Source organism: Streptomyces sp. cmx-4-9 (assembly GCF_046548835.1).
Classification (GTDB): domain Bacteria; phylum Actinomycetota; class Actinomycetes; order Streptomycetales; family Streptomycetaceae; genus Streptomyces.
Window position 1 is genome coordinate 844,784 of sequence record NZ_JAEBEE010000001.1, and the last position, 26,518, is coordinate 871,301.

The window sequence follows — 26,518 nt, forward strand, 5'->3', positions numbered from 1 at the left end:
ACCGTTTCACGCCCCCGCCGCTGCCCGAGGGTGCGGCGGCGGGGGACGATGCGGGCTACTCGTCCGAGGAGGCCCCGGAGGAGGCCCCGGAGGAGAGACCGGCCGAGGCATCGGCAGGGGCTTCCGCGGGGGCGGCGGCGGGGGTGGCCGACGGTGAGGCGGTGGCGGCGACTTCCGCCAGGTAGTCCGCCGCGTCCTCGGGGTCGTAGAAGTAGGCGTCGAAGTCGGCCGGGTTGTCGAAGCCGTTGGCGAACCGGTCGGCGACGGGCTGGAGCTGGCCGGCCGCGCCGATGAGGTTGAGCACGTGTTCCGGCGGTACGCCGAGCATCGCGTTCGTCCACTGGGTCACGGGCTTGCCGGTGGTGAACCAGAACTTGTCGAAGGTCGCCTTCATCCAGGCCTCGTCGAACGGCTTGTCGCCGTGCAGGAGGATCGACGAGAGGTAGGAGGCCGCGCACTTGGAAGCCGAGTTCGAGCCCTGCCCGGTGATGGGGTCGTTGGCGACGACCACGTCGGCGACGCCGAGCACGGCTCCCCCGCCCGGGAGGCGGCCGACGGGGTTGCGGACCACCGGGGCGTAGCGGCCGGCCAGGGTGGCTCCTGTGTCGGTGAGTTCGACCTTGGTGGCGCGCGCGTACTCCCAGGGCGTGAACCTCTCCATCAGCTCCAGGGTGAGCGCCAGGCGCTCGCCCGGGTCCTTGACGCCGGCGAAGGCGTCCAGCGGGCCGCCGGGGATGCCTTCCCAGAACAGGATGTCCGCGCGCCCGGAGGTGGTGAGGGTGGGCATGACGAAGAGTTCGCCGACGCCGGGTACGAGGTTGCAGCGGACGGCTTCGGTGTCCGGGTGCTCCGGGCGCGGGCCGAGGCCGTGCACGTAGGAGACGGCGAGGGCGCGCTGCGGGGCGTCGTAGGGGGATCGGGCCGCGTCGCGGCCGAACATCGACACCAGCTCGCCCTTGCCCGCGGCGACCAGGGTCAGGTCGTGGGTGCGGGAGAAGTAGTCGAGGTCGGCGACGGAGGCTCCGTGGATGACGAGTTGGCCGCCGCGCTGTACGAAGGCGTCGAGCCAGCCGGCCATTTTGACCCGCTGGTCGACGGATTGCGCGTAGCCCTTGAGGTGGCCGAGCCAGTCGATGGCGCGGCCCCCGTCGGGGGCGGCGACGGAGACGCCGAGGCCTTCGATGCGGGGGGCCTGCTGCTCCCAGAAGTTGATCCGGAGGTCCCGCTCGTGCTGCAGCGCGGTGTCGAACATGACTTGCGTGGACATGACCCGCCCGGTGCGGATCTCGTCCGCGGTCCGGTTGGACATGAGGGTGACCTCGTACCCCTTCGACTGGAGGCCGAGGGCGAGCTGGAGGCCGGACTGGCCGGCTCCCACGACGAGTATCCTGCGCATCTCACACTCTCGATTCGGGTCTATGCGGGGGTGGCGTCGAGGGCGTGCCCCACCAGGGTGAGCAGGCTTTCCACGACGGTGCGGCGGTCCCGTGCATCCATGATCACGACGGGTACGCCGGGCGGTACGGTGAGCGCTTCGCGTACGTCTTCGGGCTCGTAGGAGCGCGAGCCCTCGAAGTGGTTGACGGCGACGGCGTAGGGCAGCCCGCAGCTCTCGAAGTAGTCCAGTGCCGGGAAGCAGTCGCGCAGCCGGCGGGTGTCGGCCAGCACGATCCCGCCGACGGCTCCGCGGACGAGGTCGTCCCACATGAACCAGAAGCGCTCCTGGCCGGGGGTTCCGTAGACGTAGAGGACGAGGTCGTCGTCGAGGGTGATGCGGCCGAAGTCCATGGCGACGGTGGTGGTGTGCTTGTCCGGGGTGCCGGTCAGGTCGTCGGTGGGGGCGCTGGCCTGGGTCATCACCGCCTCGGTGCGCAGCGGCGTGATCTCGGATATCGAGGAGACGAAGGTGGTCTTGCCCACGCCGAAGCCGCCGGCGACCAGGACCTTGACGGCCACGGGTGCGCGGGAGCGGTCGTACTGCCAGGGCTGGGCGGCCTCGTCGTCCGGGCCGGGGGCGGCGGGCGCCGCGGTCGGGTCAGAGACGGCGGAGGCCACTGAGCACCCTTTCGAGCAGCGCGCGTTCGGGGCGGCCGGTGGCGTGGCCCGTCCCGTAGACGCGGATCCTTCCCTGGTCGGCGAGGTCGCTGACGAGTACGCGGACCACGCCGAGCGGCAGCTTCAGCAGCGCGGCGATCTCGGCGATCGTGCGCATCCGGCGGCAGATCTCCACGATGGCGGGCATCTCGGGCATGCGGTCGGGCTTCTGCGGCTCGGACGCCTTGGGGTCCAGGGCCGCGACGAAGGTCTCGACCAGCAGCACCTGCGTGAAGCGGGTGCGGCCTCCGGTGAGGGAGTAGGGGCGGACTCGGGCGGGGCGGCGGTCGGCGCCGCGTATCGGCAGCCGGTCGGAGGCCGGACTCCTCACGGGGTGTTCTCCATCGACTGGCGCAGCTCGCTGCGGACTTCGGGGGTCAGGACGTGGCCGGCGCGGCCGACGAAAAGGGCCATGTGGTAGGCGACGACGCTCATGTCGCAGTCGGGGGTGGCGTGTACGCCGAGGAGCGAGCCGTCGCTGATGGCCATGACGAAGACGGAGCCGTGCTCCATCGCGACCATGGTCTGTTTGACGGATCCGCCGTCCATCAGTGCGGCGGCGCCGGTGGTGAGGCTGCCGAGGCCGGAGACGATGGTGGCGAGGTCGGCGGAGGCGCCGCGCGGGCCCTTGGGACGGTCCTGCGGGGTCTCGGGTCCTGGTGCGGAGGAGAGCAGCAGGAGTCCGTCCGAGGAGACGACGGCGACGGAGTTGACGCCGGGCACCTCCTCGACCAGGTCGGTCAGCAGCCACTGCAGGTTGCGGGCCTGGGTGCTCAGTCCGTACGTACTGGGCGCGGTCATGTGCGTGCCTCCTGTGCGGTGTCCCCCCGGTCGGTGTGCCCCTGGTCCTGGTCGCGGTCCTGGTCGTGGTCGCGGTCCTGGTCGTGGCCCTGGTCCTGGTCGCGGTCCTGGTCGTGGTCCTGGTCCTGGCCCTGGTCCTGGGCGAGTTCGGCGGCGACCACGCGCCGGCCGTCCTGGGCGCCCTGGTAGAACCCGCCGAGGCGCCGCCGCAGTTCCTCGGCGTCGACCTTGCGCGGGGGTTCGGGCCGGGCGTCGCCGTCGGCTGCGCCGTCGCGGCCGGTGGCCACGGAGCGCGGGGTCCGCTTGGGCAGGCCCTTGTCCGTGAGGGAGTCCTCGGCCGGGGCGGCTTCGGCGTGGTGCGCGGGGTGGCTGCCTTGGCGGGGCAGCCAGTTGCCCTCGTCGGCGGTGTGGCGGTGCGGGTCCGGCTCCGCGGCCTCGGGGGCGGTCTCGGGCCGGGGCGACGCGGGGGCCGCGGGGGCCGCCGGAGCCGCGGGGGCCTCGGGGGCCGGGACGGTGAAGACCTGCTCGGCGGGTGGCAGCGGGTCGTCCGGGTCGGTGAAGGCGGCGGCGGTGTCCGGGACGACCCGGGCCAGCAGTTCCTCGGCCGCGGCGGGCTCGGGGGCGGGCGCGACCTCGACCACCGGCGCGACCTCGACCACCGGCGCGGCCTCGACCACCGACTCGGCCACTGACTCGGCCACCGGCTCCGGCGTGGCTGCGGTCCCCCGCCCGGCCACCGGCTCCGGCCCGGACGGGGACTCCGGCTCCGGCTCCGGCTCCGGCTGCCGTTCCTGTACGGGGAGGCCCGGCTCCGTCGGGTCCGCCGCGCCGGGGCCGCGCTGCCGGTGCGGCAGGGTGTTCTCGTTGGCCTCGGCGATCACGCCCGGCAGGCGCAGGGCGGAGGCGCCCGGCGTGGCCAGGGCGTGGACCGGGGACGCGTGCGGGGTGGTGGGGAGCAGGGCCGCCGGTACGACGACCAGGGCCTCGGTGCCGCCGTGCCGCGGGGTGCGCAGTTCCGCGGTGACCCCGTGCCGGGCCGCGAGGCGCCCGGCCACGTACAGGCCGAGGCCCAGGCCGTGTTCGGCCTCGGTCTCCTCGTCGTAGGCCTCGGGGGTGGCCAGCCGGGCGTTCAGCACCGCCAGCCGGTCCTCGGTGATCCCGATGCCCTCGTCCACGACGGACAGCACCGCGTCGCCGGAGTCGAGGAGCCACCCGGAGACCTTGACCTTGACCTCGGGCGGGGAGAAGGTCGTCGCGTTCTCCAGGAGTTCGGCGAGCACGTGCGAGATGTCGTCCGCGGCGTGGCCGGCGATCTGGGTGTACGAGGGCAGGGCCGCGAGGTCGACGCGCTCGTAGCGTTCGATCTCGCTGACGGCGGCCCGCATGACGTCGACCAGGGGGACCGGGAGGCCCTGGCCGTGGCCGTGTTCCTGCCCGGCGAGGACCAGCAGGTTCTCGTTGTGGCGGCGCATCACGGTGGCCAGGTGGTCCAGCTTGAACAGGGTCGCCAGCCGGTCCGGGTCCTGTTCCTTGGACTCGAGTTCCTCGATGACGGCGAGCTGGCGCTCGACGAGGCCCAGGGTCCGCAGGGAGAGCGAGACGGAGGTCGTCGACATGATCCGGCGGTGTTCCTCCAGACCCGCCCGGAGCTTCGACAGCTCTTCCTCCAGCACCTCGCGGCTGGAGGTGAGGGCCTCGCTGCGGCCGATGATGCGGCGGCGGTCGGCGTCGAGGCCGGCGATCCGGGTGTGCAGGGACACCGTCTGGTCGCGCACCGCGTTGAGGTGGCGGACGACTTCGGCGAACTCGTCGTTGCGGCCGGTGAAGCGCACCGGTTCCACGGAGCCCTCCGGCGTCGCGAGCCGCTCCGCTCCGCGTCGCAGGACCGACAGCGGGCGGGTCAGCGAGCGGGCCACGGCGGTGGACACGCCGACGGCGACCAGGAACAGCAGGCCCAGCAGGGCGACGAGGGTCTCCAGGCGGGTCACGTCGTCGTCGCGCAGGCCGGCGAGGGCGGTGGCCCGCTGTCCGGCGAGGGTGGACTCCACGGACCGCATCCGGTCTATGCGGGCGGTGAGCGCGGGGGCGAGGGTGGACCCGTCGGTGCGGCGGTCGGCCGTGGACAGGGTGGGGCGCTCGGTGAACCGCTTGAGGTGGTCGTCGGCCGCTTTGACCTCGGGTCCGGTGACGGTGGCGGCCAGCGTCTGGCGGACGTCGGGGCGGGCGACCCGCGCGAAGTCCTCCAGGGCGGCCTGCTCCCGTACCCGGGCGCGCTGGGCGGCGGTGGTGAGTTCGTCCACGACGGCCGCGTTGGGCGGCTGTTCGCCGCGGGGGACGGCCAGGGCGGCCAGCAGCAGTCCGCGGGTGGCCGAGGCCTGTTCCACGGCCTGGCCGAGCGGGGCCAGCGGGCGGACGGTGGCGAGTGCGGCTTCGGCGCGCGGCGGGGTCAGTTCGGTGAGCCGGTCGCCGGGGGCGAGGAGTTCCGCGATGACCCCGGCGTACGCCTGGTGGGCGGCGAGGGCGCTGCCCTTGCCGTCGACGGCTTCGGTGCGGACGGCCTGGACGCGGCCGAGGGCTCGGGCCAGTTCCTCGTCGGCTTCGGCGCGGACCTCTTCGAGCTGCCGGTCGGTACGCGTGGTGCGTTCCTGGACGGAGGCCTTGGCGGAGGCGGGCCGGCCCTTGGCGGCGTACTCGATGACCGCGTCGCGTTCGTCGCCGAGGAGGTGGGCGAGGGTGAGAGTCTGCCGGGTCTGTTCCGCGAGGGTGACCAGGCGTTGGGAGTCGTTGAGGTCCGTCGAGGCGCTGACGACGGCGGGGGCGCCGGCCGCGAGGACGGTGAGGCCGGCGACAGCCACGCCGACGACCAGCCTGCGGCGCACGCGGACGCGGCGTCCTGCGGGGGCCGGGCCGTCCGTGGCGGTGCCGTTCTTCCGAGACCGCTTCTTCTGCACCGGTGCTCGCAATCCTGTACGTGTGCTCGTGCTCGTCTACTCGGGTGGCCGAGGTAACGGCCGGTCAACAAGTAAACGTGCCCCGCCCCTCGTACCGCCTCAGACCTTTGCAGCGTGATGGGGACAGAGCCGCACATCACCCACCCGGCCACTCGAACGAGTGAACATCACGGATGAGTTGGCATCCAACTCGGACACCCCGTGCCAGGGCGGCTCCGTGGACAGGCGGTTGAAAGATCGATGCGGCCTTTGGCAGGATGCTCGGCCACGTTCGGCCTCCGGGGGCCGCGGGGGCCGCGTGCGCGGGGTGTGCGGGGTCCGTTCCGGGCCGTGTGCCGCGGTCCGGACCTTTCCGGGCGGGGCCGGGCCCGCGGGGGCAGAATGCCGGTATGCGCATCGACCTCGCCTCCGCTCCCGGTGACCCGGAACGCCCCAACGAGGATTGGGTGTCGGCCGCTCTGCCTGCCTGCGGCGGCGGTGTCCTGGTGGTGTTGGACGGGGTCACTCCGCCGCGCGGCGGTGACGGCTGCGTGCACGGCGTGCCGTGGTTCGCGGCCCGCCTCGGGGGCCGGCTGGCCGAACTGTCGGGGTCGCGGCGGGACATGCCGCTGACCGCGGTCCTGGCGGAGGCGGTCCGCGCCACGGCCGGAGCCCACCGGGACAGCTGTGACCTTTCTCACGTCCGGACCCCTCAGGCGACGGTGGTGGTGGTGCGCTGGGACGAGGCCTGGGTGGAGCACCTCGTGCTCTCGGACTCGGTCCTGCTCCTGGAAGAGCCCGGGGGCGCGGTGACGGCGGTGCTGGACGACCGCTTGGACCGGGTCCCGCGGGAGGTGCTGCGCTCGGTGGCGGCGACGGATGCGCTGCGCAACGCGGAGGGCGGCTTCTTCACCGCCGCGGCGGATCCGGCGGTGGCGGCGCGGGCCGTGGCCGGGCGGACCCCGCGCGGGCAGGTGCGGGCGGTGGCGGCGCTCACCGACGGGGCGAGCCGGTGGACGGACACCTTCGGTGAGGGCGACTGGGCCGCATGCCTGGGGGTGCTCCGGGCGGAGGGGGCGCGGGGGCTGATCGGGCGGGTCCGTGCGGTGGAGTCCGACCCGGCGCGTCCGCCGGCCCGGCACAAGCGGCACGACGACGCCTCGGCGGTGTACGCGGAGCTCTGAAGCCGGCCGGAGGCGCACGGGGCAGGCGCGGGTGCGGGGGTGCGGGGGCATGGGTGCGTGGGTTCGGGAGCGCGGGATGCCACGGCAGGCCCGCCGGTCCCGGTGGGCCCCGTACGCCGGTTGCCGCCGGGTCGTTGGTCGCCGGGTCGGTGGTCGTCAGTCGGTCTCGGCCCCGGCGTTGAGCTGGTTCAGCAGGCGGGCCAGTTCCGCGACTTCGCCGCGGTCCCAGTCGGCGAGTTTGCGCATGTACTGCTCGCGCCGGGCGTCCCGTACCCGCAGGAAGCGTTCGCGTCCCTCGTCGGTGAGGCCGATCAGGAAGGCCCGGCCGTCGGCGGGGTCCGGTTCGCGGGCCACCAGGCCGAGCACCTCGAGGGCGCGCAGTTGGCGGCTCATGGTGGCCTTGCCGACGCCGAAGTAGGCGGCGAGTTCGGTGGCCCGCTGCCGGCCGGCGGCCTCCAGGCGGGTGAGGAGTCCGTACGCGGCGGGTTCCAGCTCGGGGTGGAGCGCCCGGGCCATCTCCCCGGAGGAGGCGCGGGCCCGCCGGAGGAAGACGGACAGCTCCCGCTCCAGGGCAAGGAACTCCTGGTCTTCGCTCCCGTGCACGTCCCGCTCCCATCGAAGGTGTGAGCGGCCAGTATTTCGCAGCGGGTGCGCCGACGGCCCGGGGCCCCGCCGGGGCGGGGTCGCGGGCCGTCGGACCGGGGGTGTCAGGCCGCGGCGGTGACGGGGACCCGGTCGCGGTCGAGGGCCAGTTCCAGGACCTGGCGCACATCGGTCACCGGGTGCACCTCCAGTCCCTCCAGGACCTCGGCCGGGACGTCGTCCAGGTCGGCCTCGTTGCGCTTCGGGATGATCACCGTGGTCAGGCCGGCCCGGTGGGCGGCCAGCAGCTTCTGCTTGACGCCGCCGATCGGCAGGACCCGTCCGGTCAGCGAGACCTCGCCGGTCATCGCCACGTCGGTGCGCACCTGCCGCCCGGAGAGCAGGGAGGCGAGCGCGGTCGTCATGGTGATGCCCGCGCTGGGGCCGTCCTTGGGCACGGCTCCCGCGGGGAAGTGGATGTGCACGCCGCGGTCCTTCAGGTCGGCGACGGGCAGTTCCAGTTCGGCGCCGTGCGAGCGCAGGAAGCTGAGGGCGATCTGCGCCGACTCCTTCATGACGTCGCCGAGCTGCCCGGTCAGGGTCAGGCCGGCCGCGCCCGTCTCGGGGTCGGCCAGCGAGGCCTCTACGAAGAGCACGTCGCCGCCGGCTCCGGTGACGGCGAGGCCGGTGGCCACGCCGGGTACGGCGGTGCGCCGTTCGGCCGGGTCCTGGGCGGACTCCGGTACGTGGTGGGGCCGTCCGATGAGCGCCCGCAGGTCGCCGGCGCTGATCCGGAAGGGCAGCTCCCGCTCGCCGAGCTCGTGCTGGGAGGCCACCTTGCGCAGCAGTCGGGCGAGGGAGCGCTCCAGGGTGCGTACGCCCGCTTCGCGGGTGTACTCGCCGGCCAGCCTGCGCAGGGCGTCCTCCTCCAGGGCGACCTCGTCGGCGCCGAGTCCGGCGCGTTCCAGTTGGCGCGGCAGCAGGTGGTCGCGTGCGATGACGACCTTCTCGTCCTCGGTGTAGCCGTCCAGGCGGACGATTTCCATCCGGTCGGCGAGCGCTTCGGGGATGGCTTCCAGGACGTTGGCGGTGGCCAGGAAGACCACGTCGCTGAGGTCCAGTTCCACTTCCAGGTAGTGGTCGCGGAAGGTGTGGTTCTGGGCCGGGTCGAGGACTTCGAGGAGGGCGGCCGCGGGGTCGCCGCGGAAGTCGGAGCCGACCTTGTCGATCTCGTCGAGGAGGACGACCGGGTTCATCGATCCGGCTTCCTTGATGGCGCGGACGATCCGGCCGGGCAGGGCGCCGACGTACGTCCGGCGGTGTCCGCGGATCTCGGCCTCGTCGCGTACGCCGCCGAGGGCGACGCGGACGAAGGTGCGGCCCATGGCGTGGGCGACGGACTCGCCCAGGGAGGTCTTGCCGACGCCGGGGGGCCCGACGAGGGCGAGCACCGCTCCCCCGCGGCGGCCGCCGATGACGCCCATGCCGCGCTCGGAGCGCCGCTTGCGGACGGCGAGGTACTCGGTGATGCGGTCCTTGACGTCGCTGAGGCCCGCGTGTTCGGCGTCGAGGACGGCGCGGGCGCCCTGGATGTCGTACCGGTCCTCGGTGCGTTCGTTCCAGGGGAGTTCGAGGACGGTGTCGAGCCAGGTGCGGATCCAGGAGCCCTCGGGCGACTGGTCGCTGGCGCGCTCCAGCTTCTCGACTTCCTTGAGTGCGGCCTCCCGGACCTTTTCGGGGAGGTCGGCGGCCTCGACGCGGGCGCGGTAGTCGTCGGACTCCTCGCCCTCCTTCTCCCCGTTGAGTTCGCGCAGTTCCTTGCGGACCGCTTCCAGCTGGCGGCGGAGCAGGAACTCGCGCTGCTGCTTGTCGACGCCGTCCTGGACGTCCTTGGCGATGGACTCGGCCACGTCCTGTTCGGCGAGGTGGTGGCGGAGCCAGGTGATGGCGAGGCCGAGGCGGGTCACGGCGTCGCCGGTCTCCAGGAGTTCCACCTTCTGTTGGAGCGTCAGGAAGGGGGAGTAGCCGGAGTTGTCGGCGAGGGCGGAGACGTCCTCGATCTGCTGGACGCGGTCCACGACCTGCCAGGCCCCGCGCTTCTTGAGCCAGCTGGTGGCGAGGGCCTTGTACTCCTTGACCTGTTCGGTGACCGCGCCGGGCAGCGGGTCGGGGACGTTCTCGTCCACGGTCTCGCCCTCGACCCAGAGTGCTGCGCCGGGGCCGGTGGTCCCGGCGCCGATGCGGATGCGGCCGCGGCCGCGGATGAGGGCGCCGGGGTCCCCGTCGGAGAGCCGGCCGACCTGTTCGACGGTCCCGAGCACACCGGTGCCGGTGTACTTCCCGTCGACGCGCGGCACGAGCAGTACCCGGGGCTTGCCGGTCCCGGCCGCCGCCTGGGCGGCCTCGACGGCCCCCCGTACCTCGGCGTCGGACAGGTCCAGGGGCACGACCATTCCGGGCAGCACGACCTCGTCGTCGAGCGGCAGCACGGGCAGGGTGAGCGATACGGACGTCGAAGCCATGATCTTCCCTCCGGCAGTGAAGTTGAGCTATGCCGACTCAATGCAGCTGAGTCCCCCAATGTTCCCCGACAGTCGTTCGCCCGGGGCGAACAGGTGTCTCGGAGCCCGCCGTCGGAGGCCGACCGCGGCTGCGGTTCCGGTCGGACGAGGCCGGATTCGGCCGTTCGGGGGGGCACGGGCGGCCGGGGCCGCCGCAGGCTCGCTAGCGTGGCCGGTTCGGGCAGCACGGGCGGCTGGAGGCGGTATGCGGGGCGGATCGGTCGCGGTGGTCGGCGGGAGCATCGCGGGGTGCGCCTTCGCGGCCGCCGCCGCGCGCGCCGGAGCGGAACGGGTCGTCGTACTGGAACGGACGCGCGGGCAGCTCGCCGACCGGGGCCTCGGGCTGTGTGTCCACGACGACCGGGCCGCCGAGCTCGTTGCGGCGGGGGCGCTGCCCGCAGGGATCCCGGCGCACCGGCTGACGCGCCGCCGGTGGGTGGTGCGCGATCCGGCCGCGGCGGGCGGCCGGGTGATCTGGGAGCAGCCCTTCCCCTTCCACTCGTACCACTGGGGGCTGTTGTGGCGGGGGCTGCGCGCGGCGGTCCCGGGGACGGTGGACCACCGGCCGGGTGTGGCCGTGGCCGGTGTGGGCGACGGCCCCGACGGGGCCGAGGTGCGGTGCGCGGACGGCTCCGCCGAGCGGTTCGACCTGGTGGTGGGCGCCGACGGGTACCGCTCCGTGGTGCGCGCGGCGCTGTGCCCGCAGGCGCGGGCGCACTACGCCGGGTACGTGTGCTGGCGCGGGAACCTGGACGCGGCCCTGCTGGACGGGGTCCGCCCCGGCGAGGACCCGCACCCCGACGCCGTGACCACCGTCTGCTTCCCGGGCGGGAGCTGTGTGGTCTACCGGATCCCGGGCCCGGACGGGCCCCGGGTGAACTGGGTGCTTTACGCCGCGCCCCCGGCGGCGGGCGGGCTGCGCCTGGACGACCCCACGAGCTTCCCGCCGGGCGCACTGCCCCCCGGGCTGCGGGCGCACCTGGGGGTGCTGCTGGAGCGGGAGTTCCCGCCGTACTGGGGGCACGTGCTGGCGCTCACGGATCCGGCCGACACCTTCGTGCAGCCCATCTACGACCTGGAGCCCCCGCGCGTCGCCGCCGGGCGGCTCCTGCTGGCCGGCGACGCGGCCGCCGTGGTGCGCCCGCACAACACCAGCGGCGCCGCCAAGGCCCTGCAGGACGCCGCGGCCTTCGCGGCGGCCTGGCGCCGGGCGGACTCCTGGGAGCGGCTGGTGGCGGACTACCAGGACGTGCGGGGTGCGGCCGGGCGGGACCTGGTCGCCCTGGCCCGCCGGTTGGGCCGGGCCCAGGTGGAGCGGACGCCCGGGTGGGCGCGGATGAGCCGGGAGGAGGTCGCGGCCTGGTGGCAGGGGCAGTTGGCGGGGGCCGCCGGTATCGGCGGCCGGGCCCTGGCCCCGTAGCCGGACCGGCCGGTCCGCGTCCCGGTCGGCGGTCCGGGGCCCGGTCAGGGCCCGGTCGGCCGGTCCGGGCGGCCCGCCCGGGGCCCGGGCGGGCGGTCAGGTCCCCGGGCGGGCGGCGGCGGGGCCGGTCGGGCCCGTGCCGGGGCCGGCGTCGGCCGGATCGGAAGGGCCGGTCCCGTCTCCGGTGGCCACCGGTCGCGCCGAGGGCAGGCCCCATTCGCTCCAGGAGCCGTCGTACACGGTGAGGTCCCGGTAGCCGGCCAGGTGGGCGCCGAGAGCGAGCACGCAGGCCGTGACCCCGGATCCGCAGCTGAACCAGAGCCGCTGCCGCTCCCCCGCCGCCTGCGCGAAGGCCGCACGGAGTTCGGGTACGGCCCGCATCAGGCCGTCGGGGCCCTGGAGCTCCCCGAAGGGCAGGTTGACGGCGCCCGGCATGTGGCCGCCGCGCAGTCCGGGACGGGGCTCGGGCGCCGTGCCGGCGAAGCGCTCCCGGGTACGGGCGTCCAGGACGGCGGCGGCCGGGTCGGCGAGGGCGGCGGCGACGCCGGTGCCGTCGCCGAACAGGCCGGGGCGGGGGTGGGCGGTGAAGGAGCCGCGGGGGCCCGTGTAGGCGGGGGCGGCGGCCTCGACGGGACGGTCCGCGGCCGTCCAGGCGGGCAGCCCGCCGTCGAGGACGGCGGCCCGGTCGAAGCCCATGGCGCGCAGCATCCACCAGGCGCGGGCGCTGGAGTAGAGGCCTGCCGCGTCGTAGACGACGAGGGTGTCGGTGTCGCGGACGCCGAGGTCCCGCAGGGCTTCGGTGAACGCGGCGGCGCCGGGCATGGTGTGCGGGGCGGGGGCGCCGTGGTCGGACAGGGGGCCGTCGAGGTCGAAGGGGCGGGCGCCGGGGATGCGGCGGTCCGTGCCGCGGTGGGCGCCGACGGAGGCGTCGAGGAGGACCAGTCCGGGCGTGCCCAGCCGCGGCGCGAGCCAGTCCGCCCCGACGAGGGGGCCCGGCAGTGGGAGTGGTCCGGGACGGCCGGCAACGGCCCGGTGGGCAGGGGTCGGTGGGGTCATGCGGCGCCTCCGGTGGGTGCGGCCGGGTCGGCGGCCGGCGGTGCGGGTCGCCCCATCTTCACCCGGGGGCGCCGCAGGTTCCCGGGCGGGCGTACACCGCGATGCGGGCGCCGCGCACCGCGGTGACCGAGCAGAGCTCGAACCCCGTGGCCAGGGCGCGGCGTTTGGCCTCCTCGGCGGGGTACGGGTCCAGGGGCTGCCCGGCCGGGTCCTGGAGGGCGAGTACCCGGGGTGCGGCGGCGAGGGCGGCGCGGATGTCCTGCGGGGCACGTTCCGTGCCCTGGAGGGTGTGCGAGGCCGCCGGGGAGCGGTCCAGGGCCACGTCGCGCAGGCCCTCGTAGACGTCGGGTGAGGACAGCAGCCACTCGCGGCGCCGTGCGGGCATGAAGAGCACGGCGTCGCCCGGCCGGGCCCGTTCGCGGACCGCGGCGCTCACCGCGAGCACGTCGTCCTTGCGGCTGTCCGGGGTGCGCAGCCACGCGGACCACAGGCCGACGGGGACCAGGAGGGCGGCGGCGAGCAGCCGGGGCCACCGGTTGCGGGCGCCGGCCAGTCGGGTGCCGGTGAGCAGGGCGAGTCCGGTCAGCGCATAGAGCACGTACCGGTCGACGTACCAGGGGTGCACCAGGGAGAGCGCCATCAGCAGTCCGGGCGGCAGCAGGGCCAGCGGCAGTGCGACGCGTACGAGGTCCCGGGGGGCCCCGCGGGCGAGGAGCAGGGAGGCGGCCGCGAGGACCGCGTACGCCGTCCAGTCCTGCCAGCCCGGCCGGCCGAGCCAGCCGAGCTGCTGCTGGGCCTGGCGGGAGCTCACCAGGGCGAGCGGCAGCAGCAGGGCCGCGACGGCGGCGGCGCTCCACCGCCAGCCCCGCTCGCGGCGGGCGGCGAAGGCATGGGCGAGCAGGGCCAGTACGGCGAACTCGTGCAGCCAGCAGCCGAGGAGCAGCACCGCCGTGTACGCCGTCCAGTGCCGGTGCAGCATCAGGTGGGTGGACCAGGCGACGGCGGCGGCGACGAGGGCGTAGGAGCGGCCCTCCTGGGCGTACATCTGGACGGGCGGCAGGGCGGCGTAGACGAGTCCGGCGCACAGGGCGGCGCGTTCCCCGGCGAGGTGCCGGGCGACGGCGGCCACGCCGGCGGCGGCGAGTGCGGTGGCGGCGACGGAGGGCAGCCGCAGGGTCCACAGGCCGCCGTCCCAGACGAGGTAGGCGCCGTGCATGAGCAGGTAGTAGAGGCCGTGGACGGCGTCGACCTGGCCGAGGAGGTCCCAGAGGCCGCCGAGCGGGCGGTGGGCGGCCTGCCAGGTGACGGATTCGTCGCGCCACATGCTGCCGCCGCGGGGCAGGCCCCACAGGCCGAGGGCGGCGGCGAGCAGCGGCGGCAGGACGCGCCAGGGGGCGATGCGGCGGATGGCGGGCTCCGGGTGCTGTTCGGCGGGGCGCGGGCACTCCATACTCGGGGTTCGGTCCTTGTACCCGCGGAGGTGGGTGTGCGCACGTTCCGGGCAGTGGCGGCGGCAGTGCTGTGTGCGGTGGTCCTGGCGGGCTGCGGACCGTCCGGGGACGGCGGCGGGGACGGTGCGCCCGCGTCGTCCGCGGGCGGGGCCGGGGGCGCCGGGGGTCCGGTCGGGGCGTCGCCGTCGGCTTCCGCGGCGTCCTCGCCGGCCGCTCCTGCGCCCTCGGCCCCGTCGGGCTCGGCCGGCCCGTCCGCGCCGGGGGTCCCGCCGGCCGCCGGGACCCTGGTCCGGGTCTCCCGCAGCGGGGGCTTCGCGGGCCAGCTGCGCACCATGGTCGTGCAGGGTGACGGCGCGTGGACGGTGCTGGACCGGCAGGCCGCGCAGCTGGGCGCCGGGAGGCTGTCGGCGCCGGAGCTCGGCCGGTTGCGGGAGGCCTTGCGGGAGGCGGACTTCGCGGCGCTGCCGCGGATGTCGACGGGCGGTCCGAAGGTCTACGACGGGTTCTTCTTCACGTTCGTGCACGGCGGTGTCGAGGTGGCCGGGGAGCAGGAGTCCCTGCCTTCCGTTCTGGTCACAGTTCTGGAGGCTTTGCCTCCGTTTTCCGCGGGCTAGCACCCGGCGGCACCGGCCGCCCCGCGCGTCTCGGGGGCCCGGTCGGACCGGGCCCTGTCCGAACCCCGCATAGCCGCAGGCCGGTGGCTCCTCTACGCTGCACCCCATCACGCGGGATCATCACGGGGCGGGACCGGACATGGAACAGACACACACGACCCACAACAGCGCTGCGGCGACCCCCGGCGCCCAGCGGCGTGTGCTCGTCGTCGAGGACGACCGCACCATCGCCGAGGCCATCGCGGCCCGGCTGCGCGCCGAGGGCTTCCAGGTGCAGACGGCCCCGGACGGGCCGGCCGCCGTGGCAGCGGCCGAGAGCTGGCTGCCGGAGCTGCTGGTCCTGGACATCATGCTGCCGGGCTTCGACGGCCTGGAGGTCTGCCGGCGGGTCCAGGCGCAGCGGCCGGTGCCGGTGCTGATGCTCACCGCCCGGGACGACGAGACCGACCTGCTGGTCGGTCTCGGGGTCGGGGCGGACGACTACATGACGAAGCCGTTCTCCATGCGGGAGCTGGCCGCACGGGTGCACGTCCTGCTGCGGCGGGTCGAGCGGGCCACGCTGGCCGCGCACGCCCCGCGGGGGGCCACCCTGCGCCTGGGCGACCTGGAGATCGACCACGCCCAGCGCCGGGTGCGGGTGCAGTCCGAGGACGTGCACCTGACCCCGACCGAGTTCGACCTGCTGGTGTGCCTGGCCGGGACCCCCCGGGCGGTGCTGTCGCGGGAGCAGCTGCTGGCGGAGGTCTGGGACTGGGCCGACGCGTCCGGGACCCGTACGGTCGACAGCCACATCAAGGCCCTGCGGCGCAAGATCGGCGCGGAGCGCATCCGTACGGTCCACGGCGTCGGGTACGCCCTGGAGACCCCGGCCCAGGCATGAGCGGCCGGCCCGGGCAGCGGCCCGCGGGGCTGCGCCCTTTCTCGCCGTTCTCGATCAAGACCAAGCTGGGGATGCTGGTCGTGGTCTCGGTGTTCATCACGACGGGGCTGCTGCTGGTGGCCCTGCGCACCGACACCGAGCTGCGGTTCATCACGGTCTTCTCGGTGATCGCCTCCATGCTGATCACCCAGTTCGTGGCGCACGGCCTGACGGCGCCGCTGGACGACATGACGACGGTGGCCCGGGCCATCTCCCGCGGGGACTACACCCGCCGGGTGCGCGGCGCGGGCCGCCGGGACGAGCTGGGCGACCTGGCCTCGACGATCAACCTGATGGCGGACGACCTGGAGGCGGTGGACCGGCACCGCAAGGAGCTGGTCGCCAATGTCTCGCACGAGCTGCGGACGCCGATCGCGGCGCTGCGGGCGGTGCTGGAGAACGTGGTGGACGGGGTCTCGGCGGCCGATCCGGAGACCATGCGGACGATGCTGAAGCAGACCGAGCGCCTTGGCGGCCTGGTGGAGACCCTGCTGGACCTGTCCCGGGTGGACAACGGGGTGGTGCCGCTGCGGGCCCGGCGGTTCGAGGTGTGGCCGTACCTGTCGGGGGTGCTGAAGGAGTCGGCGCTGGCGGCGGCCGGGCGGCCCGGGCTGTCCTCCGGCTCCGGCGGGCACACGCGCAACGACGTGCACCTGCACCTGGACGTGTTCCCGCCCGAGCTGTGGGCGTACGCGGACGCCGAGCGGCTGCACCAGGTGGTGGCCAACCTGATCGACAACGCGGTCAAGCACAGCCCGGCGCACGGCCGGGTCACGGTCCGGGCGCGGGCCGGCGAGGAGCCGGGGAGCCTGGCTGTGGAGGTGCGGGACGAGGGCCCTGGCATCCCGGAGTCCGAGCGGCACCGGGTGTTCGAGCGGTTCAACCGGGGCAGCGCGCGCGGCGGCGACGGCGGCACGGGGCTGGGCCTGGCGATCGCCCGGTGGGCGGTGGAACTGCACGGCGGGCACATCGGCGTGGCCGAATCGTCTCGGGGCTGTCGCATCCTCGTCACGCTTCCGGGCAGTTCGCAGGCGCCGCGTTGACGTAGGGTTCGAGTGGGAAGGACATGATCTCGGCCACACGTGCCCGGGGTCGTCAGGGGTGCGAAGCCAAGGGGGCCGCAACCTGGGTGGCGGCTACCCGAACCCTGCTCGTTTCCCGCCATTCCCGGTGCCGAAACCCGCCGTTCGATGTGACCTGCGCGACGGATGTCCCGCCCGGTCTGCATCCGGTGCCCTGGGAGGCGTAGCCTTTATTCCCGCTGTCCATACCTTGTGAAGCGGAAGAGGGCGGTTGCCGCCGTGTCGCCACAGTCCCCCAGTAACTCGAGCACCACGACCGAAGCAGCAGAGGGCGGGAAGAACCCCGCCTCAGGCTTCGGCGCCAATGAGTGGCTCGTCGACGAGATCTACCAGCAGTACCTCCAGGACCCGAACTCGGTCGACCGGGCCTGGTGGGACTTCTTCGCCGACTACAAGCCGGGCGGCGCAGCCGCCCCGGTGAAGGCCGAAGAGCCGAAGAAGTCCCCGACGACGACGGACGGCGCCTCCGCACAGGCCGCCCCCGCCGCCGCGTCCGCGCAGGCACCCGACGACGCCGCCACGGGGGCGGCGGGCACCGCGACGCCTGCCCCGGCTCCTGCCGCCGCGCCCACGCCTGTGTCAGCTCCTGCCCCTGCTCCTGCCACCCCCTCTGGTGCCCCTGCTGTGACTGTCACCTCCCAGGCTCCGGCCGCCGCACCGGCCGCTCCTGCCCCTCAGGCCCCGGCCGCCTCCTCCGCAGCCCCGCAGAAGGCCGCGCCCACCACCGAGGCCCCCGCGGGCCCCGAGCTGGTGACGCTCCGCGGCCCGGCCGCCGCCGTGGCGAAGAACATGAACGCCTCCCTCGACGTCCCGACGGCCACGTCCGTCCGCGCCGTCCCGGTGAAGCTGCTGTTCGACAACCGCATCGTCATCAACAACCACCTCAAGCGCGCCCGGGGCGGGAAGATCTCCTTCACGCACCTCATCGGCTACGCGATGGTGCAGGCGATCAAGGCCATGCCGGCCATGAACCACTCCTTCGCGGAGAAGGACGGCAAGCCGACGCTGGTCAAGCCGGAGCACATCAACTTCGGCCTCGCCATCGACCTGGTGAAGCCCAACGGCGACCGCCAGCTCGTCGTCGCCGGCATCAAGAAGGCCGAGACCCTCAACTTCTTCGAGTTCTGGCAGGCCTACGAGGACATCGTCCGCCGCGCCCGCGTCGGCAAGCTGACGATGGACGACTTCACCGGGGTCACCGTCTCGCTGACCAACCCCGGCGGCCTGGGCACCGTGCACTCCGTGCCCCGCCTGATGCCCGGGCAGTCGGTCATCATGGGCGTCGGCTCCATGGACTACCCCGCCGAGTTCCAGGGCACCTCGCAGGACACCCTGAACAAGCTGGGCATCTCCAAGGTCATGACCCTGACCTCGACCTACGACCACCGGGTCATCCAGGGCGCGGCCTCCGGCGAGTTCCTGCGCATCGTCGCGAACCTGCTGCTCGGCGAGAGCGGCTTCTACGACGACGTCTTCGAGGCGCTGCGCATCCCGTACGAGCCGGTCCGCTGGCTCCGGGACATCGACGCCTCGCACGACGACGACGTCACGAAGGCCGCCCGCGTCTTCGAGCTGATCCACTCCTACCGGGTCCGCGGCCACGTCATGGCCGACACCGACCCGCTGGAGTACAAGCAGCGCAAGCACCCCGACCTCGACATCACCGAGCACGGCCTCACCCTGTGGGACCTGGAGCGCGAGTTCGCCGTCGGCGGCTTCTCGGGCAAGTCGATGATGAAGCTGCGCGACATCCTCGGTGTGCTGCGCGACTCGTACTGCCGCACCACCGGCGTCGAGTTCATGCACATCCAGGACCCGAAGCAGCGCCGCTGGATCCAGGACCGCATCGAGCGCCCGCACTCCAAGCCGGAGCGCGAGGAGCAGCTGCGCATCCTGCGCCGCCTGAACGCGGCGGAGGCCTTCGAGACCTTCCTGCAGACCAAGTACGTCGGCCAGAAGCGGTTCTCGCTGGAGGGCGGCGAGTCCGTCATCCCGCTGCTCGACGCCGTCATCGACTCGGCCGCCGAGGCCCGCCTCGAAGAGGTCGTCATCGGCATGGCCCACCGCGGCCGGCTGAACGTGCTCGCGAACATCGTCGGCAAGTCGTACGCGCAGATCTTCCGGGAGTTCGAGGGCAACCTCGACCCGAAGTCGATGCACGGCTCCGGCGACGTCAAGTACCACCTGGGCGCCGAGGGCACCTTCACGGGCCTGGACGGCGAGCAGATCAAGGTCTCGCTCGTCGCGAACCCCTCGCACCTGGAGGCCGTCGACCCGGTCCTGGAGGGTGTCGCCCGCGCCAAGCAGGACGTCATCAACAAGGGCGGCACGGACTTCACCGTCCTGCCGCTGGCCCTGCACGGCGACGCGGCCTTCGCGGGCCAGGGCGTGGTCGCCGAGACGCTGAACATGTCGCAGCTGCGCGGCTACCGCACCGGCGGCACCGTGCACGTGGTCATCAACAACCAGGTCGGTTTCACCGCCGCCCCGGAGTCCTCGCGCTCCTCGATGTACGCGACCGACGTGGCCCGCATGATCGAGGCGCCGATCTTCCACGTGAACGGCGACGACCCGGAGGCCGTGGTCCGCGTGGCGCGGCTCGCCTTCGAGTTCCGTCAGGCGTTCAACAAGGACGTGGTCATCGACCTCATCTGCTACCGCCGCCGCGGCCACAACGAGTCCGACAACCCGGCGTTCACGCAGCCGCTGATGTACGACCTGATCGACAAGAAGCGCTCGGTGCGCAAGCTGTACACCGAGTCCCTCATCGGTCGTGGGGACATCACGCTGGAAGAGGCGGAGCAGGCGCTCCAGGACTTCCAGGGGCAGCTGGAGAAGGTCTTCGCGGAGGTCCGCGAGGCGTCGACGGCCCCCCTCGGCGGCGCGCCGGTGGCCCCCGCGCAGACCGCGCAGGAGTTCCCCGTCCCGGTGAACACCGCGATCTCCCAGGAGGTCCTCAAGCGGATCGCCGAGTCGCAGGTCAACATCCCCGAGCACGTCACCGTCCACCCGCGTCTGCTGCCGCAGCTGCAGCGCCGTGCGGCGATGATCGACGAGGGCACGATCGACTGGGGCATGGGCGAGACCCTCGCCTTCGGGTCGCTGCTGATGGAGGGCACCCCGGTGCGGCTGTCCGGCCAGGACTCCCGCCGCGGCACCTTCGGCCAGCGCCATGCGGTCCTCATCGACCGGGAGACCGGCGAGGACCACACGCCGCTGCAGTACCTCTCGGACGACCAGGCCCGCTACAACGTCTACGACTCGCTGCTCTCGGAGTACGCGGCGATGGGCTTCGAGTACGGCTACTCGCTGGCCCGTCCGGACGCGCTGGTGCTGTGGGAGGCCCAGTTCGGCGACTTCGTCAACGGTGCCCAGACCGTGGTGGACGAGTTCATCTCCTCGGCCGAGCAGAAGTGGGGCCAGACCTCCGGCGTCACCCTGCTGCTGCCCCACGGCTACGAGGGCCAGGGCCCGGACCACTCGTCGGCCCGCCCGGAGCGCTTCCTGCAAATGTGCGCGCAGGACAACATGACGGTCGCGATGCCGACCCTGCCGTCGAACTACTTCCACCTGCTGCGCTGGCAGGTCCACAACCCGCACCACAAGCCGCTGATCGTCTTCACCCCGAAGTCGATGCTGCGTCTGAAGGCGGCGGCGTCGAAGGCGGAGGAGTTCACGAACGGCTCGTTCCGTCCGGTCATCGGCGACAGCACGGTGGACCCGAACGCGGTCCGCAAGGTCGTCTTCTGCGCGGGCAAGGTCTACTACGACCTGGAGGCCGAGCGGGAGAAGCGCGGCATCACCGACACCGCGATCATCCGCATCGAGCGGCTGTACCCGCTGGCCGGCGCGGAACTCCAGGCGGAGATCGCCAAGTTCCCGAACGCGGCGAAGTACATCTGGGCGCAGGAGGAGCCGGCGAACCAGGGTGCGTGGCCGTTCATCGCACTGAACCTGATCGACCACCTCGACCTGGCGGTCGGCGCGGACGTCCCGGCGGGCGAGCGGCTGCGGCGCATCTCGCGCCCGCACGGCTCGTCCCCGGCGGTGGGTTCGGCCAAGCGCCACCAGGCGGAGCAGCAGCTCCTGCTGAACGAGGTCTTCGAGGCCTGACCCCTTCGGTGGTCCCCGCACGGCCCGGCTCCCCTGACGGGGGCCGGGCCGTGCGGCGTCCGGGGCCCGGTCACGGCTGTGGTTCGAAGTCCCAGTAGGGGCGGGTGCGGCGGCGGGCGGAGACCGTGTGGACGTGCTGGGCGCCCAGGGTGCGGGTCAGGCCGTCGAGGGCGGCGTCCTCGTGCCGGTCGGCCTCGGCGTCCTCGTGCAGGGCCCGCAGGTCCGCGGCGAGGGCGATCCGGGCGCTGAAGGTCATCGGGTGGTCGGGGCCCAGGACCTGGCCGGCGGTGTGCAGGGTGTCCCGGGCCAGGGGCAGTGCGTCCTGCGGGCGGCCGGCGGCGGTGCGGTGGCCGGTGGTGTTCAGGGCGCAGCCCAGGGTCCAGGGGTGCCGGTCGCCGAGGGCCGTGCGCATGCCGGTGAGGGACCGTTCGGCGAGGGCGAGGGCTTGGGGGCGCTCGCCCTGGGCGCGCAGGACCAGGCCGAGGTTGCCGAGGGTGCCGACGCTGTAGGGGTGGGCGGGGCCGAGCTGGGAGCGGTAGCCGCGGACCACGTCCTCGGAGATGCGGCGGGCCTCGCCGATGTCCCCGTACTCCCTGAGGTAGGTGGCGTAGTCGGAGGCGACCATCAGGGTCCAGGGGTAGTCGGCACCGAAGACGCGGGTGGCGCGTTCCCATACGGTGCGCAGCCGCAGGCCGGCGCCGGGGATGTCGCCGCAGCGGCGCAGGCACTGGCCGAGGTTGTGTTCGGCGCGCAGGGTCTGCGGGTGGCCGAGGCCGAGGACCTGCGTGTTGAGTTTGACGCCCTGTTCCTGTCGGGTCTGGGCCTCGCGGTAGCGGCCGGTCAGGCGCAGGCCCATGGCGCAGGCGATGCCCGAGGCGAGGGTGGAGATGTGCTGGGGGCGCAGGACGCGTTCGCGGCGGCGCAGGGTGTCCAGGTCGAGGTCGTAGGCGTCCTGGTAGCGGCCCAAGAGCCGGTAGGTGGCGGCCAGGTTGTTCTGGGCGTCCAGGGTGGTGGCGTCGTCCTCCCCGAGGAGTTCGCGGTAGGTGGCCAGGCAGTGCTCGAAGATTGCGCGGGCCGGTTCGAAGGCGGCGATGCACAGCAGGACGCCGCCGTAGGCGCTGCGGGCGCGCAGGGTCTGCAGGTCCCGTTCCCCGCGTTCCGCGGTGAGCCGGTCGGCGACGGCCTCGGTGAGGGCTTCGGCGCGGCGGAAGAGGCCGAGGTTGCGCAGGGCTCCGCCGTAGGGGTAGCTGAGTTCGCGGACCCTGGGGTGGTCCTCGCCGAGCAGGGCCCGCCAGGACCGGTCGGTCTCTTCGCACAGCCGCAGGCAGGTGCGGTACTCCCCGGCGAGGATCAGATAGCGCAGGCAGTGCAGCAGGAAGGTCTGGATCCGCGGGTTGCTGCTGGTCAGGACGCCGGATGTGCCGAGGTGGGGGACGAGTTCGGCGTAGCGGGGCCACAGCCGGGAGTCGGAGGGGTGGCCGGGGTCGGCGGCGGCGAGGACCTGGCGGACGGCGCGGGCGAGGGGTTCGGCCTCGTCCTCGGCGAGGTTGTCGCGGACGATGCCGTGGACCATGCGGTGCAGTTGTACGGTTTCCAGGCCGCCGCCGCCCTCCTCCACGGGCAGGTCGGAGTACTCCAGGCGCACGACGGAGAACTGGACGAGTTTGTTGAGGGCGGCGTTCCACCGGATCTGGTCGTTGATGAGGCCGGCGAGGTGCTCGGGCACGTCGTCGGCGGGGAACTCGCGCAGCAGCCGCAGCGGTACCGGGCCGGGGGCGAAGAACACGAACAGGCGGAGCAGGGCGAGGGCGTCGGGGAAGTTCTCCCGGACGTTGTTGAGGAGTATCGCCAGGGCCGTCGGGAAGGGCAGCGGGTAGTCGTCGGAGACGGCGACGGCCTCCCGGGAGTCGAGGCGGCGCTGGAGCAGGGCGAGGTAGTCGCCGACGGTGAGCGGGGAGTCGGCGAGCCAGCCGGCGGTCTGGTCGAGGGCCAGCGGGTAGTCCTCCAGGGCGTCGGCGAGCTGGTCGGCCTCGGCGTCGGTGAGGCGTACGGCGCGGCGGCGGATGAAGGTGACGGACTCGGGCCGGGCGTACAGGGGGACTTCGACGAGGCTGGAGTGGCGGGCGGCCCAACCGCGGTTGCGGGAGGTGATGATGACGTCGCCCGCGCCGGACGGCAGCAGGTCGGCCAGGTCGTCGGGGTGGTCGCAGCCGTCGAAGACGAGCAGCCAGCGGTGGTAGGGGGAGCCGCGGCGCAGGGCTTCGAGCACGGCCCGGATCTGTTCGCCGTAGCTGCCCGCGCCGCGGGGCAGGCCGAGGGCCGGGGCGAGGTCGGCGAGGCGTTCGCGCAGGGTGGGCCGGTCCTCGGCGGGGACCCACCACACCACGTCGTACTCGGAGGCGAAGCGGTAGGCGTACTCGGTGGCGACCTGGGTCTTGCCGACGCCGGACAGCCCCAGCAGGGTGACGACGGATGCGCCGGGCGGGGCGTCGGCCAGGGCGGTGCGCAGCGTGGCGATGACGTCGTTGCGGCCGGTGAAGCGGGGGTTGCGGCGCGGGACGCGGCCCCAGATCTCGGGCGGGTCGTTGGGGAAGCGGGGGCCGCGGCGGCCGGTCTCGGCACCGATGCGCTCGGTGGGGAGTTCCAGGCGGCGCAGCACCCGGTACTCGGCCTCGTACGCGTCCACCCCCCACAGGTCGGTCTTCTCCAGGACGGCGACGGCGCTGGGCAGCGGGTCGTCCGTGAGGCAGACGGCGGCGAAGCGGCCGGGGTGGCGGGCGGTGACGGTGCGCAGGGCGGTGTTCCAGGCCTCGTCGGTGTGGGTGCCGGCGGAGAAGTAGCGTTCGCTGAGGACGAGCAGGACGCGGCTGCCGGAGCGGGCCAGGTCCTCCAGGGCGAGGGCCAGGCCCGGGCTGTTCTGCGGGTCCCAGCGCTGCAGGGCCACGCGGTGGCCGTGCTCCTCCAGCCGGTGGGCGATCCACACGGCCCAGGGGCGGTTGAAGCCGGCGAAGCTGATGACGAAGCGCTGCGGCTGGTGCGGCGGCGGGGCGGCCGCGGGGCTGGGGTCCTGCCGGCTGGCGGTCATGCGCCGTCTCCCTGGGATGCGGGCGGTGGACGGGGTGGAAAAGGTACCGCGGCCGGGTCGGGCCGGGCCCTGCCCGGAGCGGTTCGCCGTGTCCTCAGCCGTCGAGGAAGGCAGCGAGTTCGGGGTGTGCTTCGCACCAGGCGCGGCGTGCGCGCTCGACGCTGCGGCGGGCGGCGGCGTGCTGGTCGCCGGGTGGCGGCAGGTCGTCCATGGCTCCTTCGGCCTCGGCCATGGCCCCGGTGAACGCCCGTCCGGCGGGGGTCAGTGCGGGGTGGGCGAGCAGCGCGGGCAGGGCGGCGGCGACCTGGGCGCGGATCCGGGCGTGCTGCGCCCAGGCGCCGCGGGCCCCGTAGAGGGCGGCGCGCTGCCAGTAGCCGGCCAGCGCCAGGTGGGCGTACGCGCCGTGCAGGAGCCCTTCCAGGGGGCGGGGGTCGGTGCGCCAGGGGGCCCAGTGGCGGGGCGTGCGGTCGGCGGTGTGCAGGGTCAGGACCTCGGTGAGGGCGCCGAGTTTGCCGTGCTGGACTTCGTGGACGAGGGTCGCGGCCAGTGCGGGCGGGGCCTGGGCGCGGGCCAGTACGGATCCGGCGGCCGCGGGCAGGGTGGCGCCGTGCGAGCGGGAGCCGCCGGCCAGGGGGACGACGGAGCGCAGCAGGTCGACGGTCTCGCCGGCGCGGGCGGTGTCGTAGCGCTGGAGCAGGGTGAGGGCGCCGGACCACTGGGTGTCCCAGCGCTTGTGGCCCTTGGGGGTGAGCCGGCGGGCGGGCCGGACGGAGCCGGCGGGCGGGACGGCGGGGTGCGGGGGGCCCGGGGTGCGGTAGGGGTCGAGGTCGTCGAGGGCGGCGCCGCCGCCGGGCAGGGCGTGCAGGGGCAGGGTCGCGGGGTCGTCGGGGTCCCAGGAGTGTTCGGTGAGGACGAGCGGGCCGGGGCGGTCGGGGCGCAGCAGTCCCAGGGTGGGCAGGGCGAGCCGGCCGTGCCGGGGGCGCAGGGCGAGGGTGAAGGAGATCCGGGCGCGCAGGGCGGCGGCCGCGGCGACGGCTCCGAGGTGGGCGAGTTCGGCGGCGGGGCCGTACGGGGCGTGCAGGCGGCGCAGCGTCTCCTCGGCCCACACGCCGGTGGAGGGGTAGTGCAGGACGTCGCGGACCGCGTCCGGGTCGCGGCGTTCGGCCTCCTCCAGCAGGGCCCAGTGCTCGGCGGTCTCCGCGGCGGGCCCGCCGGGTGCGGCGTCGAGGACGGCGCGGAGCAGCACCAGCCGCTTGGAGCGGCGTACGTCGCGGATCAGGCGGGTGCCCTCGGCGGAGGGTTCGGTGCAGGCCAGTGCGCGCAGGACGGGCGGGGTGACGGTGAAGGCGGCGGGCGCGGCGGTCACGAGGCGGCCGCCGGGGGGACGGCGGCGCGCTGCACCGCTGCGGCCACGTGCCGGATGAGGGCCTGGAGGTCGGCGCAGTACACGGACGGCTGCCGGAAGCCCTCCCCGGCCCGGTAGCGGTGCGGGTAGTGCCCGCCGCCGCAGACCTCGACCAGTTCGCAGGCCCGGCAGCCGGCGGTGAGTGCCTCGCGGCCCAACTGTCGGGCGGCGAAGCCGGGGTGGTCGAGCAGTTCGTCGAAGCTGTGGGTGTCCAGGGTCATGCCGGTGGCGGCGGCGCCTTCGTAGGCGGACTTCAGCGAGTCGGCCTGTTCGATGGAGCCGTCGGTCTCGATGACGGCGGTGGTGGCGGGCGCGAGTCCGAGGGTCTCGGTGGCGGCGGGCAGGCCGAGCAGCAGGGCGATGATCTCCTCGAAGATCCTGATGCGGGTGCGGCGCACCCCGTCGTGCCACCAGCGTTCGAAGACGGCGACGAGCCAGTCCGCGTACGGGGTGGCGGCGGCCGTGCCGGGGTGGGGGCCGGGCGGCGGGCTGCTCCAGTTGGCGAGCGGCAGGAGCAGGCCGAGGGTGGGCGGGGCGAAGGCGAGCAGGGATTCGTAGGTCTCCACGGGGTCCTGGGCGAGGTCGACGACGCAGAGCACCCCGGCGTAGCTGTGCGGGTGGCGGGCCAGCAGGCGCAGTCCGCGGGCGGCGGCCCCGAACCCGGGCTGCCCGGTGCGGTCCAGGCGCCGGACGTTGTGTGCGGGCAGGCCCCCGTCGAGGCTGACCCCGATCCGGATCCCGGCGGCTTGCAGGGCGGCGAGCCGGCCGCGGGTGAGCAGGGTGCCGTTGGTCTGCACTCCGGCGGTGACCCGGGTGCGGGGTGCGGCGCGGGCCACGGCGGCCCGTACGGCGTCGACGGGTGCGGCGAGTCCGGCGGGGGCGGTGAGCAGGGGTTCGCCGCCGTGCAGGACGAGGTCGATGCGGTCGGGGCGGTGGGCGGCGGCGTGCTCGGCTATCCGCTCGGCGGCGCGGGCGACGGTGGCCCGGGTCATGGTGCGCGGCTGTCCGCGCCAGGTCTGGTCGGCCATCTCGTAGACGTAGCAGTAGCTGCAGGCGAGGTTGCAGCGGCTGCGTGTCTTCAGGACGAACTGCCGGATGGGGTGCGGGCGGTGGCCCGATGCCCGCAGGGCGGGCACGTCGAGCCGGGCGTAGGGCCACGGGGCGTGGCGGGCGTGCACACGGTGCTGTGCGGCGGGGGACGGGACGGGCGCGGGGGCAGCG

General features: G+C 74.2%; 18 protein-coding genes. 6 read left to right on the forward strand and 12 right to left on the reverse strand.

The features are described from left to right. Positions 1-55 precede the first annotated feature (55 nt). Genes ACLJTM_RS03975 through ACLJTM_RS03995 form a run of 5 tightly spaced genes read right to left on the reverse strand, consistent with a single transcriptional unit; the run spans position 56 to position 5,846 of the window. On the reverse strand, positions 56-1,396 hold the full coding sequence (locus ACLJTM_RS03975) for a styrene monooxygenase/indole monooxygenase family protein (protein WP_411101905.1): 1,341 nt from the start codon (positions 1,394-1,396) through the stop codon (positions 56-58). A 20-nt stretch (positions 1,397-1,416) separates the two neighbouring features. Then, complete coding sequence (locus ACLJTM_RS03980; RefSeq protein WP_411101906.1) at positions 1,417-2,055, reverse strand: GTP-binding protein; 639 nt, start codon at positions 2,053-2,055, stop codon at positions 1,417-1,419. After that, the gene (locus tag ACLJTM_RS03985; protein WP_411101907.1) at positions 2,036-2,425 is read right to left on the reverse strand and encodes a DUF742 domain-containing protein; all 390 of its coding nucleotides are present in this window, start codon (positions 2,423-2,425) and stop codon (positions 2,036-2,038) included. Before ACLJTM_RS03985 ends, ACLJTM_RS03980 begins: the two co-directional genes overlap by 20 nt. Beyond that, complete coding sequence (locus tag ACLJTM_RS03990) at positions 2,422-2,895, reverse strand: roadblock/LC7 domain-containing protein (RefSeq protein WP_411101908.1); 474 nt, start codon at positions 2,893-2,895, stop codon at positions 2,422-2,424. Before ACLJTM_RS03990 ends, ACLJTM_RS03985 begins: the two co-directional genes overlap by 4 nt. Continuing rightward, positions 2,892-5,846, reverse strand: coding sequence for a nitrate- and nitrite sensing domain-containing protein (locus ACLJTM_RS03995; RefSeq protein WP_411101909.1), 2,955 nt, complete (start codon positions 5,844-5,846; stop codon positions 2,892-2,894). Before ACLJTM_RS03995 ends, ACLJTM_RS03990 begins: the two co-directional genes overlap by 4 nt. 389 nt (positions 5,847-6,235) lie before the next feature. Here ACLJTM_RS03995 and ACLJTM_RS04000 point away from each other — a divergent pair, with 389 nt between their 5' ends. After that, positions 6,236-7,009 carry a hypothetical protein gene (locus ACLJTM_RS04000; RefSeq protein ID WP_411101910.1) on the forward strand — a complete coding sequence of 258 codons (774 nt, stop codon included), beginning with the start codon at positions 6,236-6,238 and terminating at the stop codon, positions 7,007-7,009. A gap of 156 nt (positions 7,010-7,165) precedes the next feature. On the opposite strand, the gene ACLJTM_RS04005 is transcribed toward ACLJTM_RS04000, so the two are convergent. Continuing rightward, complete coding sequence (locus ACLJTM_RS04005) at positions 7,166-7,612, reverse strand: MarR family winged helix-turn-helix transcriptional regulator (protein ID WP_411101911.1); 447 nt, start codon at positions 7,610-7,612, stop codon at positions 7,166-7,168. Positions 7,613-7,716: 104 nt separating this feature from the next. Continuing rightward, positions 7,717-10,113 (reverse strand): endopeptidase La, encoded by a 2,397-nt coding sequence (lon, locus tag ACLJTM_RS04010; protein WP_411101912.1) that lies wholly within the window; start codon positions 10,111-10,113, stop codon positions 7,717-7,719. Between the two features lie 244 nt (positions 10,114-10,357). Here lon and ACLJTM_RS04015 point away from each other — a divergent pair, with 244 nt between their 5' ends. After that, a complete protein-coding gene (locus ACLJTM_RS04015; protein ID WP_411101913.1) occupies positions 10,358-11,572 on the forward strand; it encodes a monooxygenase in 1,215 nt (404 codons plus the stop codon). 96 nt (positions 11,573-11,668) lie between these two features. Here the strand turns inward: ACLJTM_RS04015 and ACLJTM_RS04020 are convergent, their stop codons facing one another. After that, a complete protein-coding gene (locus ACLJTM_RS04020) occupies positions 11,669-12,628 on the reverse strand; it encodes a sulfurtransferase (RefSeq protein ID WP_411101914.1) in 960 nt (319 codons plus the stop codon). A gap of 58 nt (positions 12,629-12,686) precedes the next feature. Then, positions 12,687-14,078, reverse strand: a complete 1,392-nt coding sequence (locus tag ACLJTM_RS04025) for a hypothetical protein (protein WP_411101915.1) — start codon at positions 14,076-14,078, stop codon at positions 12,687-12,689. A gap of 36 nt (positions 14,079-14,114) precedes the next feature. Here ACLJTM_RS04025 and ACLJTM_RS04030 point away from each other — a divergent pair, with 36 nt between their 5' ends. The 4 genes from ACLJTM_RS04030 (at position 14,115) to ACLJTM_RS04045 (ending at position 20,807) form a co-directional block, all read left to right on the forward strand. Next, positions 14,115-14,693 carry a hypothetical protein gene (locus tag ACLJTM_RS04030; RefSeq protein WP_411101916.1) on the forward strand — a complete coding sequence of 193 codons (579 nt, stop codon included), beginning with the start codon at positions 14,115-14,117 and terminating at the stop codon, positions 14,691-14,693. Positions 14,694-14,832: 139 nt separating this feature from the next. After that, positions 14,833-15,573, forward strand: coding sequence for a response regulator transcription factor (locus ACLJTM_RS04035; RefSeq protein ID WP_411101917.1), 741 nt, complete (start codon positions 14,833-14,835; stop codon positions 15,571-15,573). After that, on the forward strand, positions 15,570-16,655 hold the full coding sequence (locus tag ACLJTM_RS04040) for an ATP-binding protein (RefSeq protein WP_411101918.1): 1,086 nt from the start codon (positions 15,570-15,572) through the stop codon (positions 16,653-16,655). Before ACLJTM_RS04035 ends, ACLJTM_RS04040 begins: the two co-directional genes overlap by 4 nt. Before the next feature lie 258 nt (positions 16,656-16,913). Further along, complete coding sequence (locus tag ACLJTM_RS04045) at positions 16,914-20,807, forward strand: multifunctional oxoglutarate decarboxylase/oxoglutarate dehydrogenase thiamine pyrophosphate-binding subunit/dihydrolipoyllysine-residue succinyltransferase subunit (RefSeq protein ID WP_411101919.1); 3,894 nt, start codon at positions 16,914-16,916, stop codon at positions 20,805-20,807. Between the two features lie 70 nt (positions 20,808-20,877). On the opposite strand, the gene fxsT is transcribed toward ACLJTM_RS04045, so the two are convergent. The 3 genes from fxsT to ACLJTM_RS04060 all read right to left on the reverse strand — a co-directional run bounded on the left by fxsT (position 20,878) and on the right by ACLJTM_RS04060 (position 26,475). After that, positions 20,878-23,892, reverse strand: a complete 3,015-nt coding sequence (fxsT, locus tag ACLJTM_RS04050; protein ID WP_411101920.1) for an FxSxx-COOH system tetratricopeptide repeat protein — start codon at positions 23,890-23,892, stop codon at positions 20,878-20,880. A 94-nt stretch (positions 23,893-23,986) separates the two neighbouring features. Further along, positions 23,987-25,258, reverse strand: coding sequence for an aKG-HExxH-type peptide beta-hydroxylase (locus ACLJTM_RS04055; protein WP_411101921.1), 1,272 nt, complete (start codon positions 25,256-25,258; stop codon positions 23,987-23,989). Then, the gene (locus ACLJTM_RS04060; RefSeq protein ID WP_411101922.1) at positions 25,255-26,475 is read right to left on the reverse strand and encodes an FxsB family cyclophane-forming radical SAM/SPASM peptide maturase; all 1,221 of its coding nucleotides are present in this window, start codon (positions 26,473-26,475) and stop codon (positions 25,255-25,257) included. The genes ACLJTM_RS04055 and ACLJTM_RS04060 overlap by 4 nt, the downstream gene beginning before the upstream one ends. Positions 26,476-26,518: the final 43 nt, after the last annotated feature.

What these genes read in the sequence shown, in the direction of transcription:
- ACLJTM_RS03975 (WP_411101905.1), bottom strand. Translation starts at nt 1,396, where the DNA reads ATGCGCAGGATACTCGTCGTGGGAGCCGGCCAGTCCGGCCTCCAGCTC.
- ACLJTM_RS03990 (WP_411101908.1), bottom strand. Translation starts at nt 2,895, where the DNA reads ATGACCGCGCCCAGTACGTACGGACTGAGCACCCAGGCCCGCAACCTG.
- ACLJTM_RS04000 (WP_411101910.1), top strand. Translation starts at nt 6,236, where the DNA reads ATGCGCATCGACCTCGCCTCCGCTCCCGGTGACCCGGAACGCCCCAAC.
- lon (WP_411101912.1), bottom strand. Translation starts at nt 10,113, where the DNA reads ATGGCTTCGACGTCCGTATCGCTCACCCTGCCCGTGCTGCCGCTCGAC.
- ACLJTM_RS04015 (WP_411101913.1), top strand. Translation starts at nt 10,358, where the DNA reads ATGCGGGGCGGATCGGTCGCGGTGGTCGGCGGGAGCATCGCGGGGTGC.
- ACLJTM_RS04020 (WP_411101914.1), bottom strand. Translation starts at nt 12,628, where the DNA reads ATGACCCCACCGACCCCTGCCCACCGGGCCGTTGCCGGCCGTCCCGGA.
- ACLJTM_RS04025 (WP_411101915.1), bottom strand. Translation starts at nt 14,078, where the DNA reads ATGGAGTGCCCGCGCCCCGCCGAACAGCACCCGGAGCCCGCCATCCGC.
- ACLJTM_RS04035 (WP_411101917.1), top strand. Translation starts at nt 14,833, where the DNA reads ATGGAACAGACACACACGACCCACAACAGCGCTGCGGCGACCCCCGGC.
- ACLJTM_RS04040 (WP_411101918.1), top strand. Translation starts at nt 15,570, where the DNA reads ATGAGCGGCCGGCCCGGGCAGCGGCCCGCGGGGCTGCGCCCTTTCTCG.
- fxsT (WP_411101920.1), bottom strand. Translation starts at nt 23,892, where the DNA reads ATGACCGCCAGCCGGCAGGACCCCAGCCCCGCGGCCGCCCCGCCGCCG.